Genomic DNA, 16,145 nt, shown 5'->3' on the forward strand with positions numbered 1-16,145 from the left:
AGTTTTATGTGATAACTAAAAAATAGGGCAAACCCTGAAGCCTGCTGCCCAGGTTTCGGGCGGATTCGCCGTAATTTGAGGTGATCGGGGCGCAGATGTGTCAAAGTGCGAATGGCCGTTACGGCCTCCCTTGAAAACGCATCGTGCTTCGCCGACCCTCCATCACCTTTCGGACGATGGCCTTCGTGGCCATCGTCTGCCTCAGCCTGCTGGCAATCGACGGCTGGAACAGCTGGCAGTCGCGCACGGTGCAGCTGCGGCAGATGAACGCGGCCGCGTCGAACCTTGCGCGAGCCATGGCGCAGCAGGCGGACGACACGCTCAAGGCGGCCGACTCCGCGTTGGTCGGCATCGTGGAGCGCGTCGAACACGACGGCACCGGTCCGGCGGCCGTCGAGCGGCTTCGCAAGGTGCTGGCCGCCCAGGTCGATGAATTTCCGCAGCTCGACGGCCTGCACATCTACGACCAGGACGGCAACTGGGTCGCCAATTCGCGCCGTACACCGCCGCAGAACCTGAACAACGCGAGCAGGGAATACTTCATCTTTCATCGCACGCACGAGGAGCGCGGACCGCACATCGGCATTCCGGTGAAGAGCCGCACCAGCGGCGAACTGCTGGTGCCGGTCTCGCGGCGCATCAACCATGCGGACGGCAGCTTTGCGGGGGTGGCGCTCGCGACCATCGACATCGACTTCTTCATGAAGTTCTACGACAGCCTGGACATCGGCGAGGCCGGCGCCGTGGCACTGGTGCTCGACAACGGAACCATGATGACCCGCCGGCCCTACGGGCCCGAGATGGTCGGACGGGACATGCGGGAGACCGGGCTCTATCGCGCATACCGCGAGCAGGGCGCGGCCGGCTCCGCGTACATCAAGTCGTCGCAGGACGGCACCATGCGGTTGAACAGTTTCCGGCGCCTGGAGAACTACCCGCTGTTCGTGGCGGCGGCCTTGTCGAAGGACGAGATCCTCGCCGACTGGTGGCGCGAGACGCTCTGGCATTCGGCAGGTGTCATGCTGCTCGCGCTGGTGGTCGGCCTTGTCGGGTGGCGGCTGGTCAAGCAGTTCGAGCTCCAGACCCGGACCGAGGACGAACTGCGGCAGGCGCGCGACGCGCTCGAGACGCTGAACAAGACGCTCAACACGCTGGCCATGGAAGACGGACTGACCGGGCTTGCGAACCGCAGGCAGTTCGACGTGACGCTCGACAACGAGTTCGGCCGCGCGATGCGCAATGCGAGCACGCTCGCGCTGATCATGATGGATGTGGACTGCTTCAAGCAGTACAACGACATCTACGGCCACGCGGCCGGCGACGAGTGCCTGCAGACGATCGGCCGCACCATCGCCAAGGTTGCAGGCCGTCGTCCGGGGGATCTTGCGGCGCGCTACGGCGGAGAAGAACTGGTGGTGCTGCTGCCGAACACCGATGTGGCGGGCGCCGTCATCCTGGCGGAACGCATTCGCAGCGCCGTTCGCGACCTGAAGATCGTTCATGCCGGCGCCGAGGACGGCTTCGTGACGTTGAGCGCCGGCGTGGATGCGCTCACGCCCGAGCCCGGCGCTGCGCAGCCGAAAGAGTTGATCCGCGCCGCGGACCTGGCCTTGTATGCGGCGAAGGCGGGTGGCCGCAACCGCGTATGCGCATCGATGCGGTCGGTGCCTGCCTAGGCTGCGGATGCGGATGCGGATCGACGGCGCGGACCTTGCACGCTGAAGCGGTGTCTACCTACAGCGAATCTTGCGTGGAAGCGCGACCTTCGGTTGGCCATGAACAAGCTCAAGCATCTGCTGCGCCTGTGCAAGGAGGCCGCCGTCGCCTGGGTGGACGATTTCGCGCCGAGCATGGGAGCGGCGATCTCGTACTACACGATGTTCTCGCTGGCGCCGCTGCTCGTGATCGTGATCGCAGTGGCGGGCGCACTCTTCGGGGCTGAAGCGGTGCAGGGTCAGATCGCCGCGCAGCTGACCGGCTTGATCGGGCAGGAAGGTGCGCTGGCGGTGCAAGCGCTGGTCAAGAGCGCGAACGAGCCGTCGCGCGGGCTGATTGCCGGCGCGATCAGCATCGTGGTGCTGATCGTCGGTGCGACCACCGTGTTTGCCGAACTGCAAAGCGCGCTCGACCGCATCTGGCATGTGCCCGAGCGCGTCAAGCCGAGCGGCCTGTGGGGCATTTTGCGTGCGCGGGTGCTGTCGTTCGGGCTGATCCTGGGGCTCGCGTTCCTGCTGATGGTGTCGCTCGTCGTCAGTGCCGTGCTCGCGGCGCTGGGGAACTGGAGCGTCGGGTTTTTTCCGGGGTGGGAGCTGCTGCTGCAGTCCGTCAATGCACTGGTGACGCTGGGCATTCTCACGCTGCTGTTCGCGATGATCTACAAGCTCATGCCCAGCGCACCAATCGCATGGCCCGACGTGTGGATCGGCGCGGCAGTGACCGCCGTGCTCTTCGAGGTCGGCAAGGTGCTGATCGGCCTCTATCTCGGCAAGAGCAGCGTGACCGAATCGTTCGCCGCGGCGGGATCGCTGGTCGTGCTGCTGGCATGGGTGTATTACGCGGCGCAGGTCTTTTTGCTCGGCGCGGAATTCACCAAGGTCTATGCCAACGCCCATGGTTCGGTTGCCGCGAGCAAGGCACAGGCCGCGACGGAACTCGCGGCGCGGCAAGCCGAGCAGGGTACCGAAAGCGCCGCCGTGCAGCAGCACGAATCCGCGGGCCTCGAAACCCTCGAGAACGTCGAGGACACCCGGCGGGTGCTGGAGGAACGTACGCGGGTGGCCACCGCCAAGCTCATACAGCAGGTGGCCGGGCTGTTTGCCATCAGCGTGGCGACCAGCTTGATGGCGTGGCATCGGGGCAGGCTGCGTCGTCGCGGTGCGGCCCGCCCGCGCGGCACGAGAGTGGTTCGCTGAGCCCCGAGCTCGCTAAAAAATTCAGTTCGGCTCATATTTGGGTTGCTGCACTCCAATTCGCGGCCTTTTGTTCTGCAACAAGCGCAAGTCTTCGAACTATTGTTGGATTGACGATCATTAGGCCGCCCCGCCAAACTCAGCGGTAGTCGCTTGAGGAGGTCGAATGCTATCCAGCCTACGCCGGCTGTATCGCCGTGGTTTGCCGCGTCAGAGGGATGCTCTCCTTCTGATGACGACGTTGACCGCGCTGTCGTCCTGGCTCGTGTTCTGGTTCGGCGAATAATCATCCGAGCCGGATTTCGAAGTGGGCCTCGTCGTCGTCAGGAGCTGCTGCTAACGCAGCTCGGCGCCCGCATAGGAACGATTGCGGGTTCAGATAGGCACGTACTCGACCGCGCCGGTATCCCCGTCCAGGATCATGTCGTAGGGATACCAGTAGATCTCCTCGTCGCCGTAGTCGTCGACATAGCTGTACCCGATGTATGTCGTTCCCAGGTACGTGTCTTGAACCTGGATGAAGGAGGCGTACTGCATTCCACCCGTCTGAGCCATCTTCTTGTTCGTCTTGTATTTCTTGACCGGCAGGTCGCCCTTGTTTGCATGCTTGACGTGGAACGCCGCGATTTTGGTGTCTTTGATGTCCACGGAAACCGTGTGCGGCCCCTTCTTGTCGATGACGTGCTGGCCGTTACTCTTGAGCTTGTCGCGTCCCATTTGCGCGCCATTGTGGTGGTGATGCTTTCCCTTGGCGAAGCTCGCATCGATAAAGCCGATTGCGCCGGAAAGGGCGAGGCCGGTAGTCAGAAGGCGTCTTGTGTGGTCCATGTCGATCTCCTTGCCGAGCTTGACTGCTGCGACGTGCGAGTCAGCGCCGAGCGTCAAAAAGCCTGCTCTACCAAGACGAGCCCAGATGTAGGACTTGGGGCGGCGTGTACGCGGGCCGGCATCCATCGGAAATCGAGACGCTAAACCCCGCGACCGAGCGCGACGGTTGGAGCCGTGCTCACCAACCGCTTGTCCACGTCCGCAAGTGCCAACACGCCCGCGGGCGGATGCGGCAACAGGATAAAAGTCCCAGTTCTTCAGTGCCGTTTCAGTACTTTCGAACGAGAAGAAAAGGACATTCCTTCCATGTGCTTCTGTCGCTGGCGCAATCCAATAAAGCGTCGAGACGACACGCGCCGGCCTTCCGGCGTTCACCAGGGAAGCATATGACCGACTCCAATGGCAACGTCCTTCTCGCCGGCACGGTCGCCAGCGACACCGTCAGCGGTGGAGCGGGGAGCGATCCGCTGAATGGTGGCGTGGGAAACGACACGATTGGCGGCACTCCTGCTCGACCATGTGCCGCAGGGCCTCGCAACGAGGAGAAGCAAATGAGTGACGACTCTCAAGTCGAACTTTCCGAATTGGCGAATCGCCGGATCGCGTACGCTGCGAAAGTCGCAGAGCTTCAATACAAGCAGGCAAAACGAATCTGCGACGAGATCAACGGGATTCCGATCGGCATTGACGACCCTATGGTGCTGGCCGTCCTCAAGGCAATCTCGACCAACTATGTCGCTCTGGGTCATGGGGCCGAGTTGAGAATTTGCTCATATCCGGAGGCTGCGGAATTCGACGCTCAAACCCGAGGTTCACTGTCCGTAGCAGACCTAGTCAAAGTCGTTGATCCAAGCATGTTCGACGGAGAGATCGGCAGCCCTGAAGAGGTTTCGTGGGCTACAGAGCTGCTGGTTGGCGTCCGACATGCCGGCCGGGGCAGTGGCCTATCGTCGGGTTCTCCAACGAAGGAGCGACGCGAGCAAGCGCTCAATCTCGACAACAAAACGCATCGAATGAGGTAACGGCCATGCCCTTGTTCTATTTGCTAAGCCTGCAGAACGTCGTCCTGCCGAAGGTGGTGACGAGACCCGAAGACGTTCAGCATGTGAGCGTGCTGAAGGCGACCGGTCTCATTGAAGCAGAGATCGCACCCGCATCGGACGCGGCGGGCAAGTACAACGTCGCCCGAACAGCCACCGTGACGTGCATCACGGAAGACGGCATGGCGGAAATCAACAAGATGCTCAACGAACCCCGACGAATGGCCAGGACGCTCCAGATAGCTCGAAACAGGATGCGGAGCTCTTCGCTGAGTTGAATCGTCGCACCCCCAAACGGTCCGTTGCCGGCGCCCCCTGGCACCGGGCGAAGTATTTCCCTCGATTCATAGTTGTTAACGCGCCTCGAACAGTGTAAACAGACTGTTCCCTAGGCTCTATGCGCGTTACATTTTTGGGGACTATCGAGGGTGACATGAACGAAGATGGCCAAAAAGCGCTGCGGCGGATGCTTTACCTGCCGGTATCGGGCAAATTTCTCATCGCATTGATTGGTGCCAGCGCCTGGATGGGATTTTCTATATGGGCGGCGGGGCCGTGGCTGGCCGATTTGCAAGATCATGTCGGTCCCGTTTTGGCCATTTTCCTGGTGTATGGCATTGCCATCATTCCGGGCTTCATGAATGCATTCCTGGCGATAAGCCTGATGCTGGACAAGAGGCCGCCGCACCGCACTTTGTCCGTTTATCCCCCGATCTCCATTCTGGTTGCCGCGTACAACGAGGAAGCCTCGATCGAGGAGACGCTCGTCAGCATCGGCCACCAGAAGTACCCTGGCGAACTGCAGGTCATCGTGATCAACGACGGATCCACGGATGGCACTTCTCTTGTTGTTCAGCGCAATCAGGACCGGTACCCCTGGCTGACCTTTGTCGACCTGAAAAAGAACGGAGGCAAGGCTCGCGCGCTGAACATCGGGCTCAAGGAAGTGCTTCACGACCTTGTCATCACGGTGGATGCGGACTCGTTTCTGTACCGAGGGGCGCTGACCAATATCGTCGAGCGCTATCAAGCTGATCCGCCGAATACGCGCGCTGTTGCGGGAAAGATCCTGGTCCGAAATTCGCGGCAAAACTGGATCACCCGTTGCCAGGAATGGGATTATTTCCACGGTATTTCTGCAATCAAGCGGGTTCAATCGCTGTTCCAGGGCACCCTGGTCGCGCAGGGCGCTTTTTCCGTATACGACCGGGCCGCGCTGGCGGAGGTGGGCGGATGGCCGGAGTGCGTGGGAGAAGACATCGTGCTCACGTGGGCGCTGCTGAAGGCCGGCTACAGGGTCGGCCATTGCGAGGACGCATGCCTGTTTACCAACGTGCCCAGCACCGTCGGGCAATTGGTCAAGCAGCGCCAGCGATGGGCGCGCGGCATGACGGAGGCTTTCATCAAGCATCCGGGGATCCTCCTCAAATCCCGGTTGTCGACTTTTTTCGTCTACTGGAACCTGTTGTTCCCATGGCTGGACCTGGCGTTCACCTTCGGATTCATACCTGGATTGATACTGGCCTTCTTCGGCTATTACTGGATTGTGGGACTGATGACCCTTGCGCTGCTGCCGGCCGCTTTTGCATTGAGTCTTCTGATGTTTTCGATCGAACGCAGGATGTTCAAGAAAACAGGCTTGGTCGTGCGAAAAAACATGCAGGGATTCTTTGTCTACGTGCTGCTGTACAGCCTCATTCTTCAGCCAGCCAGCATTCTGGGATATCTGGACGAATTGCTCAGAAAGCCCAAATCGTGGGGCACGAAATGAGCGGAGGGCTCAAGTGCGGCTTGGCCGGTCTTTTGGGTTTCGCGGCGTTGGTTTCCCCTTGCAGGGCAGAGGAAGAGAAAAAAGAGGAAAAAGCAGCTGGCATGGCATTTGGAACGGACTTCTATCTGACCAATGACAGCGATCATTTTCAATCGCGGCGTGTGTCCGTGGAGTTCTTTCCCGCCTTTGAAAATGCAGATCGCTTTCTGGGAGTCCGGCTGGGTGACTACCAATACAAGCAGGACAACTGGCGAAGAAATGGACAGAAGATCTCGTTTCTAGCCCGCTCGGTCGAAACCAGGACGGGCGACGGAGGGGCGATGGAGGCGGGCCTGTTCCAGCAGGGAGGGCATACGCTGCTGACACTCGACGGCAGCTACCGCATGTCCCCGACAAAGAGCACGGCGGTGGAGTTTCTTCTGACGCGCGACTGGGTCGAAACCCCGAAGTCCCTGGACCGCGGAATCGATTTTTCCTTCGTTGGGGTGGCCGTGGATCAGGGGCTCGGAAGCCACGTGACCCTGGTGGGCCTGGTAGCACAGCAGTATTTCTCCGATGGCAATCGAAGGGACCACGGCCGCCTGCGGCTGATCTATCAACCGTCGCTCGATCTGGGGCTGACCTTGCAAGCGCGCTATCGAACATACCGAAGTACCCACGAGGATGTCGACAGGGCCTATTTCAATCCGAAGAACTACGCCGAATCGATGCTGGCGGTCAGTTGGCGGCACCGTTTCCAGGGATGGACCGCGGCCGTGACGGCGGGGCTCGGCAATGAGACCATCAATCACGATCTGAGCCAGCCAACTAAATTGCTGGACTTCAGTCTGCAAAGTCCTGTCAGAGGGTCGCAGGTGTTTCGATTTGGTGCCGGCTACAGTCGCAGCACCACCTTCTCAGGGCCCAGCTACCAGTACCGGTACATTCGCGGCGAATGGGTGATTCTTTTCTGAAGTGCTGCCAGGCCGACGCCAATGAAACGTTCTTATCCCGACGTCCTCGACCCCGCACTGGTCGGCACCTACCCCGCCTCGGCGATGTCCGGCGGCGGCTACGTCTGGGACGCTGTCCTGGAGTATCGGGTCTGGTGCCATCCGGAACGCGGTGCCGTGGATCTTGATGATGGCAGCGACTACTACTACTCGTTCGCGTCATTCGCGGATGCTTTCTCCTTCGCCGAGGCCACCGAAGGCGCGGAAAAGCCGCTGGCTCTGATCGTGCAGGAGGAGTACATCGACGAGCCCACTCCAGGCGCGTATCGGCATGTGAAGGAGAGGCGTATCGCGGAGTGGCAGGTCGAGTTCCTCTCGCGGCCTCGCCGCACGCCGCGCACGATCCCGGATTTCATGGCGCCGGACGCGCCATCGAATCGACTGGCGATCATCCGAGGGCAGGCTTGACCGCTTGCGATGGTCTCGGCGTTCGTCGGCGTGCGGATTTCCGCGTCTTGTGGCTCGCCGGACAGCATCCGGGCCACAACATCCCGTTCGCGCTCAGACCAGAAATCGCCCAGCCATCCGCATATCTACGAGCCGGCCCGTCCCGCACACCCCACGTTTCCAATGCCCACCACCGGCATGTTCACTGAGGCAGTGCCTGCCCTTGCTTGTCAATCCGCCGTGACAGCCGTGACGTAGAGCTCGACAACGATCCAGCCGATCAGTGCGGCAGCGCCGACGAACAGCAGCGCCGAAGCTGCGATCCGTTCGAGACGCTCGAACGCCAACCGCATGATCGAGCGGTCGAACTGGGAGCTATCGGACAGGCGCTTCATCACAGCATTGTTGATCGTTCGACGCCCCATGTAAAAGCCACGCGAGTCGAGATGCTTTTCTCATTGGCGGCTCTGCTCGATCGCATTTGTCGAGGCGCCGTTCATCTCGAGGTTTCCTTCCCGGCGGGCTTGGCCTCGAGCGGCCGACCCGCAGCCTTCCAGCCATCAATGCCGCCGCGCAGAGAGCGGGCATTCAGACCCGCGGCGCGCAGCCGCATGGCCGTGCTGTGCCCCACTTCATGGCCGTAAACGCAATAGACGACCAGCTCGCGGTCGGGCGGGAGTTGGGCGGCCCAACTGTCGACCGCAGCCGGGTCGAACCAGCGTGCGCCGGGGAGCGTCGTGGTGGCCTTTCGAACACGAGGGTACGTAGTTCCCCTCGCCTCGGGGTCAGATTGCAATCAGCTCGGCGAAAGAGCATTCGATCGTCCGGAGTTCACCCGGATGGAGACAAGCCCGGCCGGCTTCACCCGCGCCGGTTGCGTTCAACAACCCACTGCATCGGGAACGTATGAGAAACAGAAATCTTGTCAGGGGACTCTTCCTCATGGCAATCGCGTTGGCCTTCGGCCTCACCGCGCTTCGCTACCCCATTGGAGACTTGAGCCGCGCCGGGCCGGGTCTCTTCCCCGTCATGGTGAGCAGCCTGCTGCTGCTGATCGGCGTCTCGACGGTGGTCCGTTCGTTCTTCGTCGAGCCGGTGCGGCTGGACCTCCACTTCAAGAACATCGCACTCATCCTCGGGAGCCTTTGCGGCTTCGCATTGATCTCGATGTACCTGGACATGGTCGTGGGCATCGTCTTCATGGTGTTCTGCTCGGCCTTCGCCGGCAGCTCGAACTCGTGGGTGCGCAACGTGAAGATTTCTGCCGGCCTGATCGCCATGGCGTTCGCGCTTCAGAAACTTCTCGGCTTGAACCTGCCGCTTTTCTGAAGGCAAAGATATGGAAGTCCTCCACAACCTGGCGTTTGGTTTCTCGCACGCCCTCACGTGGCAGAACCTGATGTTCTGCGCCATCGGCTGCACGGTGGGCACACTGGTTGGCCTGCTGCCCGGCCTTGGCCCGCTGGCCACCATCAGCCTGCTGCTGCCGCTGACCTATTCGATTCCCACGACCGGTGCGCTCATCATGCTGGCGGGCATCTACTACGGTGCGCAATATGGCGACAGCGTGAGCGCCATCACCATGAAGATCCCGCATGCGAGCAGCATCGTGGCCTGCATCGACGGGTATGCGATGACGCTGAAGGGGCAGACGGGCCTCGCACTCTTCACGGCAGGCTTCTCCAGCTTCATCGGCGGCACGGTGGCCATCCTGGTGCTGTCGTTCTTCGCGCCGATGCTGGGTGAGGTCGCCTTCCTGTTCGGCCCGGCCGACTATGTCGCGATGATGCTGGTGGGCTTCGTGTGCGTGAGCTTCGTCACGACCGGCAGCCTGCTGAACGGGCTGGCGATGTGCATGATCGGCGTGCTGCTGGGAACGATCGGCACCGACGTGAACAGCGGCATGGCGCGCTTCACGCTGGACATGCCCTTTCTGACCGACGGTGTTGGCATCGTGAGCATCGCGCTGGGCTGCTTCGGCATTGCCGAGATCACCAAGAACCTCGACTCCCGCGAAGAGCGCTCGCCCTTCAACGGCAAGATCAACCTCATTCCCACCTGGGCGGAATTCAAGCGGATCATCCCCAGCGCCCTGCGCGGCAGCGTGGTCGGCTCGCTGCTGGGCATCCTGCCCGGTGGCGGCCCCACCATCGCGCAGTTCGCTGCGTACGCGCTCGACAAGAAGGTCAGCAAGTACAAGCACGAGATCGGCACCGGCTGCATCGAGGGCGTGGCCGGTCAGGCCGCGGCCGACGAAGCGGCGGCGCGCACGAGCTTCATCCCGCTGATGAGCATCGGCATTCCCGAAAACGCCGTGATGGCGCTGATGCTGGCGGCCTTCATCATCAAGGGCATCCAGCCGGGGCCGAACATGATCGGCGCCCACCCTGAGCTGTTCTGGGGCCTGGTGGCCAGCATGTGGATCGGCAACGTGTTCCTCCTGGTGCTGAACGTGCCGCTGGTGCGCTACTGGCTCTCGGTGTTCAAGATTCCGTACAGCGTGCTGTTCCCGTCGATCCTGTTCTTCTGCTGCATCGGCACCTACAGCGTGAACAACAACCTCGAAGATGTCTTCATCACCTCCGCCTTCGGCTTCATGGGCTACATGTTCATGCGGCTCGAACTCGACGCCGCGCCGCTCATGCTCGGATTCATCCTCGGCCCGATGCTGGAGGAGAACTTCCGCCGCGCGATGCTGCTGAGCCGCGGAAGCTTCGGCACCTTCGTGTCGCGTCCCATCAGCGGCACCTTGCTCAGCATGATCGGGGTCTTCGTCGTGTGGCAGGTGGTCGCTTTCGTCCTTCAGGCCCGAAAGAAAAGCGTCATCGGACGGACCCCCATGGCACTGGAACCGCAGGAGTAGTGGAAGACCGCCGCGTCTAGGCAGGGCTGCTGGTCAGCCCGCGCGGCGCGGCAAGTGCAGTCCGCCCGCCCGGCCGGCTCACGACAGGCGCCGTCGCGCCTTGACCGCCGAAGCCAGACCCTCGAGCACCGGCACCGTCTGAGCGAAGCCGATGCAGGCATCGGTGATCGAGACGCCGTGCTTCAGCGCGACGCCAGGCTTCAGGTCCTGGCGTCCTTCCTCGAGATGGCTCTCGATCATGATGCCCGTGATGCGCCGCTCGCCAGCCGCGATCTGCGCCGCCACGTCTTCGGCGACCACGATCTGCCGCTGGTGCTGCTTGCTGCTGTTGCCGTGCGAGACGTCGACCATGACCTGGGGCCGCAGGCCGTTCGCCACCAGCGCGTCGCAGCTGGCCGCGACATCGGCGGCCGAATAGTTGGGCGCCTTGCCACCGCGCAGGATCACGTGGCAGTCGTCGTTCCCGCGCGTCTCGAAGATCGCCGCCATGCCCATCTTGGTCATGCCTATGAAGGCATGCGGCGCGCGGGCGGCGAGGATGGCGTCGGCTGCGACCTTCACGCTGCCGTCCGTGCCATTCTTGAAGCCGACCGGGCAGCTCAGGCCCGATGCGAGCTGCCGATGGCTCTGGCTCTCGGTGGTGCGCGCGCCGATGGCACCCCAGGCGATCAGGTCGGCAATGAACTGCGGGCTCAGCAGGTCGAGGAACTCGGTGCCCGTCGGCAGGCCCAGCGTGGTCAGCTCGAGCAGCAGGCGGCGCGCGCGCTCCAGCCCTTCGTTGATCGCGAAGCTGCCGTCCAGGTGCGGGTCGTTGATGTAGCCCTTCCAGCCCACGGTGGTGCGCGGCTTCTCGAAATAGGCCCGCATCACGATCAGAAGGTCGTCCTGCAGCGAATCGGCCACCGTCTTCAAGCGCTGCGCATATTCGATGGCCTGGTCGTGGTCGTGGATGGAGCAGGGGCCGACCACCACGATCAGCCGGTCATCGCGACCGTGGAGCACGTCGGCAATGGCCGCGCGGCTGCCTTCGACCAGCGCCAGCGTGTTGTCGCGCACCGGCACGCGTTCCTGCAGCAGGGCAGGGGTCATTAGCGGACGAACGGCGCCGATGCGCACGTCGTCGATGCGAGTGGTGTCGAGCGTGCTGTCGCGGGAGCCGATTTCGGCGTCGTGGAGGGGGTCGTCGAGACGGGGCATGGTCGTGGCTGTGATTTTCGAACTGGGCTTTTCCGATTGTCTTCGAAGGCGCCCACAGCCGAGCTGCTTGCCGCAACTACGTGTGCGGCACGTCCGGATGCGGACGAAGATCGACCCGCGCCCCTGCAACTTTGCAGTTCCCGATGTCGAGGATGAAGCGCATATGCGGCCCGTCGACAAGAATCTGGAGCTTGAGCCGCGCCGTGATCCTGTCGCAGCCCAGCTGCGCGCCCCGCCAATTGGCCACTGCATCGCCGGCTGACAATGAAGCCATCTCGACGGCCAGGCCCTGGCCGAGGGCGTCTGAGTGCAATCCAACCGCATTGCGACCTTCGCCTCGTCCCTCCAATCGCACTTGCAGGCCCGGCACGGCAAGGAGTCCATCGCCGAGCTGCACCTCGCCGGAAATCGCGGTGCGGCCCAGCAACAGGCGCGCCTGTTCCGTCAGTCCTTGGCCCTGGCCCCCACCGCTCTGGCGCAGCATCGTCTCGGCGAAAGCCTTCAGCTGCAGCTTGCCGCGTTCCGAGACCCACGGGCTCAGCAACGCGCCGCGGCGTTCGAATTCCACACCCGCGAGCGGTGCCGATGCGAACTGATAAAGATAGCTGCGCCCATTCGGCGCATCGACATACAGGCCCAGGCGACTCACGCCCATGCGCGAATCCGGGCCCAGATGCTCGACCGTCGCATCGTTGAAGTCGATCTGCCCCTGTCGTATCGGCACCGTCACCTCGGCATCGAACAGCAGATGCGCGTCGGTGATCTCTCCGCGGACCGTGCCGTCTGCCTCACCGAGCGGGCCGAGGCTCCACGCGTCGGCCGGCGGCGTGTCGGGTGCGGCCGCGCCCGCACTCCGCAAGGCGTCCCACGCGGCGCGAATCGGCGGCGGCACGGTCAACGGGCCATGCAGCTTCACGCCCGAGAGCTCTGCCTCGACCGCCTGGATGGCAGACAGACGCGGTGGGCCGGCATCGGTCCGCAGCTGCGCCACCAATTCATGCACGACGATGCGGTCGATCTCCAGCACCAGTGCCCCCGAAGCAAGCCGGAGTGCGCTCGCCTCGAATTGCCGCGCGCCGACTCCGATTACGCCGTCTTGTTTGGGTTGCCAGGTGACGCCCTCGAGCGACCAGCGATCGCGAGCGGCCTTGTCGGAAGCTCCGAGTTCCAGCCCAAGCAAGAGATCGACGAGGGAGGCCGCGAGTGGGACGCTGCTCATGCGGCTTTGTACCAGACGTGGGGCCGAAGCAGATCCGCCCACTCGATAAGCGCCTGGTTTGGCCGGGCACATAATTGTGACCTGATGAAAGCATCTTCCGTTGCCCTGGGCCACCACACTCTTCGCGTCGCGATGGTGGCGGTCGATGCTTGCTTCCAAGGCAGACGCAATTCATGAAGCCCGGCCGCAGCGGTGGTTGGTGGGCGGGCCGGTGGATGGCAAAGCTGTGGCTGGCGTTGCCGCTGGCAGCCTTGCCTTGCGCGCACGCGAATGAGCCACCGGCCGCTGACGAGGTGCAGCAGGGCGACAGCGTTCTTCACATCACCCAGGCCGAATTGCTCTCCATTTCCGGTTCGGGCTATTCCGCCCCTCCGCGGCGTGCGGACGATGCCGGGTTGCCGAGTGTCGGGTGGAAGACGGTCGCTCTTCCGCATACGGCCAGTCGCGAACTGGTGCCCACGTCGACGGGTGGCGAGCGAACCGTCACCGACTGGTACCGCATCGATCTGGCCCAGCTGGCGCCGTCGGTACGGCAGCGTTTTCTCTACCTTCCGCGCTGGAAGACCCTGGGCCACATCGCGGTGTATGGCGACGGCATGCTGCTCTATCAATCGCATGGCAGCCCCGTGCACAACGCCTACAACCATCCGCTGTTGCTGCCGTTGAATGCAGCGGCCCATGCGTTGTCCCCGGCGTCCGTGCTGATTCGCGTCGACCGGCTGCGCAGCAGCGGGAGCGGATTTTCGACGGTATGGGTCGGCGACAAGGACTCGCTGATCTGGCGCTACCAGGCGCGCGAGTTGCTGCAGGTGCAGTTGCCGTTCATGGGCAGCGCCGCGTTCCTCGCGGTGGGTGCATTCGCCTTGGCGGTGTGGCTGGGCAAAAGGCGCGAATCGCTTTACCTGTTGTTCTTTGCGATCTCGACGATGGCTTTCCTGCGTACGCTTCACTACTACGTGAACGGCGAGAACCTCCCGATCTCGGATGAGTGGTTCGAGTGGATCACCGTGGCCTCGTTGCTCTGGCTGATCATTCTCATCCACCTGTTTCTGCAGCGCCTGCACCAGCAGCCCTCGGCCTGGCTGACCCGTTCTTCGGTGGCCTTGGCGGCGGCCAGCAGCATCGCGACGCTGCCTCATGCGTCGTTCGCCAGCCTGTATCTGCTCACGCCGCTGCTCAACCTGATGGTGCTGCCGGTGGCGGTGCTGATCTTTGCGGTGAACATGCGCAAGGCGCTGCGCGCCAAATTGCCCGAGGGGCGGCTGGTGGCGGGCTGGGCCGTGCTGGCGGTCGCCTTCACCTCGTACGACGGGCTCTTGCAGAACAACCTGGTCAGCCCGGAGAGCGTGTACACCTCGCCCTACGCCATCATCGGCCTGTTCTTCATCTTCTCGTACATCATGTTCCAGCTGTACACGGGCGCGTTTGCCGAGGTGGCCCGGCTGAACAAGGGTCTGGCCCAGCGCCTGCAAGCGCGCGAAGCCGAGCTGGAGCAGAGCTACCAGCGCATGCGCGTGATCGAGAACGAGCACATGCTCGGTGCCGAGCGGCGGCGCCTGATGCAGGACATGCACGACGGGCTGGGTTCGTCGCTGATCAGCGCCATCCGTTCGGTCGAGCAGGGCGCCATGAACAAGGTCGAGGTCTCGGGCGTGCTCAAGGGCTGCATGGAGGACCTGAGGCTGGCGATCGACTCCATGGAAAGCGTGGACGCCGACTTGCTGCTGTTGCTGGCGACCTTGCGTTTTCGCCTGGCGCCGCGCATCGAGAGCGCCGGACTCTCGCTGCGTTGGGAAGTGCAGTCGGTGCCAGCGCTGCCGTGGCTGGACCCGGGCAGCGCGCTGCACATTCTGCGCATCATGCAGGAATGCGTGGCCAACGTGCTGCGCCACACGCAGGCCACCAGCATCTGCTTCAGTACCGCCACGGATGGCCAGGGCGTGCGCGTGGTGATCGAAGACAACGGGGCGGGCTTCGCCGTGGACGAGGCCCTGCGTCGAAGTGGCCGGGGGCTGCGCAACCAGGAGCGGCGCGCATCGGCCATCGGCGGCACCGTGAGCTGGGAGTCGAGCAGCGCCGGAACCCGCTTCACGCTCTGGTTGCCTCTCCACCGCGGGGCCATGCCGAAGACGACTGCTGTCACGTCCTAGGCGACTTCTCCCTCATTTGTCGAACGACCCGCAGACATGGTCCACCCATTCGGACCGGGCGATCTCGTCAAAGGTCGGATCCACGGATCCAAAATCGCCGAGCATCGCCAGGAATCCCTTGCTGACGTCGGCCTGGTCGGCTGCGCGCAGCCATCCCATCTCGCAGTCTTCGCAGTGCGCATAGATCCGATGATTCGTGATGTCGTGCTGCAGCACCAGCCGGCCGTGCCCGCAGTTCTCGCACATGCGGGTCCAATAGGAGGTCTTCATTTGCTATGCAGGCTGTGAAATGGCTGGTGCCGGCCCTGCGCGGCCATGGCAACCCGGCGCCGACTGTCGCCGGTAACCGCGGTCCGGGGGTTCAGAGGCCGTGAATGAGGTACACCCCGCGCGGGGACGAGGGCACCTTCAGCGTGTACTCGCCCACCCTGGAAAAGTGGTACTCGCGGCCGTTGAAAGAGGCTGATCTGGTGTTGGTCCAGATGCGGTATTCGTAGCCGTCTTTGAGAGGAGTGACCTGCACCACGCGCATTACCGGGGGCACGACCACCTTGAAGCTCAGCTGGCGCGTGGCGCTGACGGCCGTCGCCCCGGGCATGGTCTCCGCCGCGCAGGCAGGCGGCAGAAGAAGCAATGCGGACAGGGCGCCTTCCATGCACACCCCTGTAAATATCCTGCTCCCGGACATAAGGTTTACCCCCCGAAAAACACTGGGCTGCAGGCATCTTGGCGATGCCCGACCTTCGTATATCGGCAGCGGGCTTCAAAAGTGAAGACCGCAGGGGCAAG

General features: G+C 62.9%; 17 protein-coding genes. 10 read left to right on the forward strand and 7 right to left on the reverse strand.

Annotation, left to right across the window (positions count from 1 at the left end; translation table 11 throughout):
* The first annotated feature begins 143 nt into the window (after positions 1–143).
* Both BLR24_RS05885 and BLR24_RS05890 read left to right on the forward strand, forming a co-directional pair.
* Positions 144–1,676 (forward strand): GGDEF domain-containing protein, encoded by a 1,533-nt coding sequence (locus BLR24_RS05885; RefSeq protein ID WP_093014031.1) that lies wholly within the window; start codon positions 144–146, stop codon positions 1,674–1,676.
* A gap of 99 nt (positions 1,677–1,775) precedes the next feature.
* Positions 1,776–2,912, forward strand: a complete 1,137-nt coding sequence (locus tag BLR24_RS05890; protein ID WP_093014034.1) for a YihY/virulence factor BrkB family protein — start codon at positions 1,776–1,778, stop codon at positions 2,910–2,912.
* A 372-nt stretch (positions 2,913–3,284) separates the two neighbouring features.
* Here the strand turns inward: BLR24_RS05890 and BLR24_RS05895 are convergent, their stop codons facing one another.
* On the reverse strand, positions 3,285–3,863 hold the full coding sequence (locus BLR24_RS05895; protein WP_139188724.1) for a hypothetical protein: 579 nt from the start codon (positions 3,861–3,863) through the stop codon (positions 3,285–3,287).
* A 260-nt stretch (positions 3,864–4,123) separates the two neighbouring features.
* On the opposite strand from BLR24_RS05895, the gene BLR24_RS05900 reads away from it, so the two are divergent.
* From BLR24_RS05900 to BLR24_RS05920, 5 genes are all read left to right on the forward strand, one after another.
* A complete protein-coding gene (locus BLR24_RS05900) occupies positions 4,124–4,759 on the forward strand; it encodes a calcium-binding protein (protein WP_093014039.1) in 636 nt (211 codons plus the stop codon).
* A gap of 5 nt (positions 4,760–4,764) precedes the next feature.
* A complete protein-coding gene (locus tag BLR24_RS05905) occupies positions 4,765–5,055 on the forward strand; it encodes a hypothetical protein (RefSeq protein ID WP_093014041.1) in 291 nt (96 codons plus the stop codon).
* 155 nt (positions 5,056–5,210) lie between these two features.
* A complete protein-coding gene (locus BLR24_RS05910; protein ID WP_093014043.1) occupies positions 5,211–6,548 on the forward strand; it encodes a glycosyltransferase family 2 protein in 1,338 nt (445 codons plus the stop codon).
* Positions 6,545–7,501 (forward strand): porin family protein, encoded by a 957-nt coding sequence (locus tag BLR24_RS05915; protein WP_093014045.1) that lies wholly within the window; start codon positions 6,545–6,547, stop codon positions 7,499–7,501. The genes BLR24_RS05910 and BLR24_RS05915 overlap by 4 nt, the downstream gene beginning before the upstream one ends.
* Positions 7,502–7,522: 21 nt before the next feature.
* Positions 7,523–7,948, forward strand: a complete 426-nt coding sequence (locus BLR24_RS05920; RefSeq protein WP_093014048.1) for a GCN5 family acetyltransferase — start codon at positions 7,523–7,525, stop codon at positions 7,946–7,948.
* Positions 7,949–8,157: 209 nt separating this feature from the next.
* Here BLR24_RS05920 and BLR24_RS30610 read toward each other — a convergent pair whose 3' ends face one another.
* Both BLR24_RS30610 and BLR24_RS05925 read right to left on the reverse strand, forming a co-directional pair.
* Positions 8,158–8,322 (reverse strand): hypothetical protein, encoded by a 165-nt coding sequence (locus BLR24_RS30610; RefSeq protein WP_175543192.1) that lies wholly within the window; start codon positions 8,320–8,322, stop codon positions 8,158–8,160.
* A 101-nt stretch (positions 8,323–8,423) separates the two neighbouring features.
* Positions 8,424–8,723, reverse strand: a complete 300-nt coding sequence (locus BLR24_RS05925; RefSeq protein WP_254787183.1) for a rhodanese-like domain-containing protein — start codon at positions 8,721–8,723, stop codon at positions 8,424–8,426.
* Between the two features lie 110 nt (positions 8,724–8,833).
* Here BLR24_RS05925 and BLR24_RS05930 point away from each other — a divergent pair, with 110 nt between their 5' ends.
* Positions 8,834–9,256 carry a tripartite tricarboxylate transporter TctB family protein gene (locus BLR24_RS05930; RefSeq protein ID WP_368086188.1) on the forward strand — a complete coding sequence of 141 codons (423 nt, stop codon included), beginning with the start codon at positions 8,834–8,836 and terminating at the stop codon, positions 9,254–9,256.
* A gap of 10 nt (positions 9,257–9,266) precedes the next feature.
* The gene (locus BLR24_RS05935) at positions 9,267–10,790 is read left to right on the forward strand and encodes a tripartite tricarboxylate transporter permease (protein WP_093014055.1); all 1,524 of its coding nucleotides are present in this window, start codon (positions 9,267–9,269) and stop codon (positions 10,788–10,790) included.
* A 78-nt stretch (positions 10,791–10,868) separates the two neighbouring features.
* On the opposite strand, the gene BLR24_RS05940 is transcribed toward BLR24_RS05935, so the two are convergent.
* Positions 10,869–11,987, reverse strand: coding sequence for a 3-deoxy-7-phosphoheptulonate synthase (locus BLR24_RS05940; protein ID WP_093014058.1), 1,119 nt, complete (start codon positions 11,985–11,987; stop codon positions 10,869–10,871).
* A 76-nt stretch (positions 11,988–12,063) separates the two neighbouring features.
* Positions 12,064–13,206, reverse strand: coding sequence for a hypothetical protein (locus BLR24_RS05945; RefSeq protein ID WP_093014061.1), 1,143 nt, complete (start codon positions 13,204–13,206; stop codon positions 12,064–12,066).
* Positions 13,207–13,379: 173 nt separating this feature from the next.
* On the opposite strand from BLR24_RS05945, the gene BLR24_RS05950 reads away from it, so the two are divergent.
* Entirely contained in the window at positions 13,380–15,356 is a 1,977-nt protein-coding gene (locus BLR24_RS05950) for a sensor histidine kinase (protein WP_093014064.1), read from the forward strand.
* A 12-nt stretch (positions 15,357–15,368) separates the two neighbouring features.
* Here BLR24_RS05950 and BLR24_RS05955 read toward each other — a convergent pair whose 3' ends face one another.
* Positions 15,369–15,626, reverse strand: coding sequence for a hypothetical protein (locus BLR24_RS05955; protein WP_093014068.1), 258 nt, complete (start codon positions 15,624–15,626; stop codon positions 15,369–15,371).
* A gap of 91 nt (positions 15,627–15,717) precedes the next feature.
* The gene (locus tag BLR24_RS05960) at positions 15,718–16,011 is read right to left on the reverse strand and encodes a hypothetical protein (RefSeq protein WP_093014072.1); all 294 of its coding nucleotides are present in this window, start codon (positions 16,009–16,011) and stop codon (positions 15,718–15,720) included.
* Positions 16,012–16,145: the final 134 nt, after the last annotated feature.

Origin of the sequence: Variovorax sp. OV700 (genome assembly GCF_900099805.1) — a bacterium.
GTDB lineage: Bacteria > Pseudomonadota > Gammaproteobacteria > Burkholderiales > Burkholderiaceae_C > Variovorax.

Coding starts and splice junctions, on each gene's coding strand:
- BLR24_RS05890 (WP_093014034.1), top strand. CDS start 1,776: ATGAACAAGCTCAAGCATCTGCTGCGCCTGTGCAAGGAGGCCGCCGTC.
- BLR24_RS05895 (WP_139188724.1), bottom strand. CDS start 3,863: ATGGATGCCGGCCCGCGTACACGCCGCCCCAAGTCCTACATCTGGGCT.
- BLR24_RS05900 (WP_093014039.1), top strand. CDS start 4,124: ATGACCGACTCCAATGGCAACGTCCTTCTCGCCGGCACGGTCGCCAGC.
- BLR24_RS05905 (WP_093014041.1), top strand. CDS start 4,765: ATGCCCTTGTTCTATTTGCTAAGCCTGCAGAACGTCGTCCTGCCGAAG.
- BLR24_RS05910 (WP_093014043.1), top strand. CDS start 5,211: ATGAACGAAGATGGCCAAAAAGCGCTGCGGCGGATGCTTTACCTGCCG.
- BLR24_RS05915 (WP_093014045.1), top strand. CDS start 6,545: ATGAGCGGAGGGCTCAAGTGCGGCTTGGCCGGTCTTTTGGGTTTCGCG.
- BLR24_RS05920 (WP_093014048.1), top strand. CDS start 7,523: ATGAAACGTTCTTATCCCGACGTCCTCGACCCCGCACTGGTCGGCACC.
- BLR24_RS30610 (WP_175543192.1), bottom strand. CDS start 8,322: ATGAAGCGCCTGTCCGATAGCTCCCAGTTCGACCGCTCGATCATGCGG.
- BLR24_RS05930 (WP_368086188.1), top strand. CDS start 8,834: ATGAGAAACAGAAATCTTGTCAGGGGACTCTTCCTCATGGCAATCGCG.
- BLR24_RS05935 (WP_093014055.1), top strand. CDS start 9,267: ATGGAAGTCCTCCACAACCTGGCGTTTGGTTTCTCGCACGCCCTCACG.
- BLR24_RS05940 (WP_093014058.1), bottom strand. CDS start 11,987: ATGCCCCGTCTCGACGACCCCCTCCACGACGCCGAAATCGGCTCCCGC.
- BLR24_RS05945 (WP_093014061.1), bottom strand. CDS start 13,206: ATGAGCAGCGTCCCACTCGCGGCCTCCCTCGTCGATCTCTTGCTTGGG.
- BLR24_RS05950 (WP_093014064.1), top strand. CDS start 13,380: ATGAAGCCCGGCCGCAGCGGTGGTTGGTGGGCGGGCCGGTGGATGGCA.
- BLR24_RS05955 (WP_093014068.1), bottom strand. CDS start 15,626: ATGAAGACCTCCTATTGGACCCGCATGTGCGAGAACTGCGGGCACGGC.
- BLR24_RS05960 (WP_093014072.1), bottom strand. CDS start 16,011: ATGGAAGGCGCCCTGTCCGCATTGCTTCTTCTGCCGCCTGCCTGCGCG.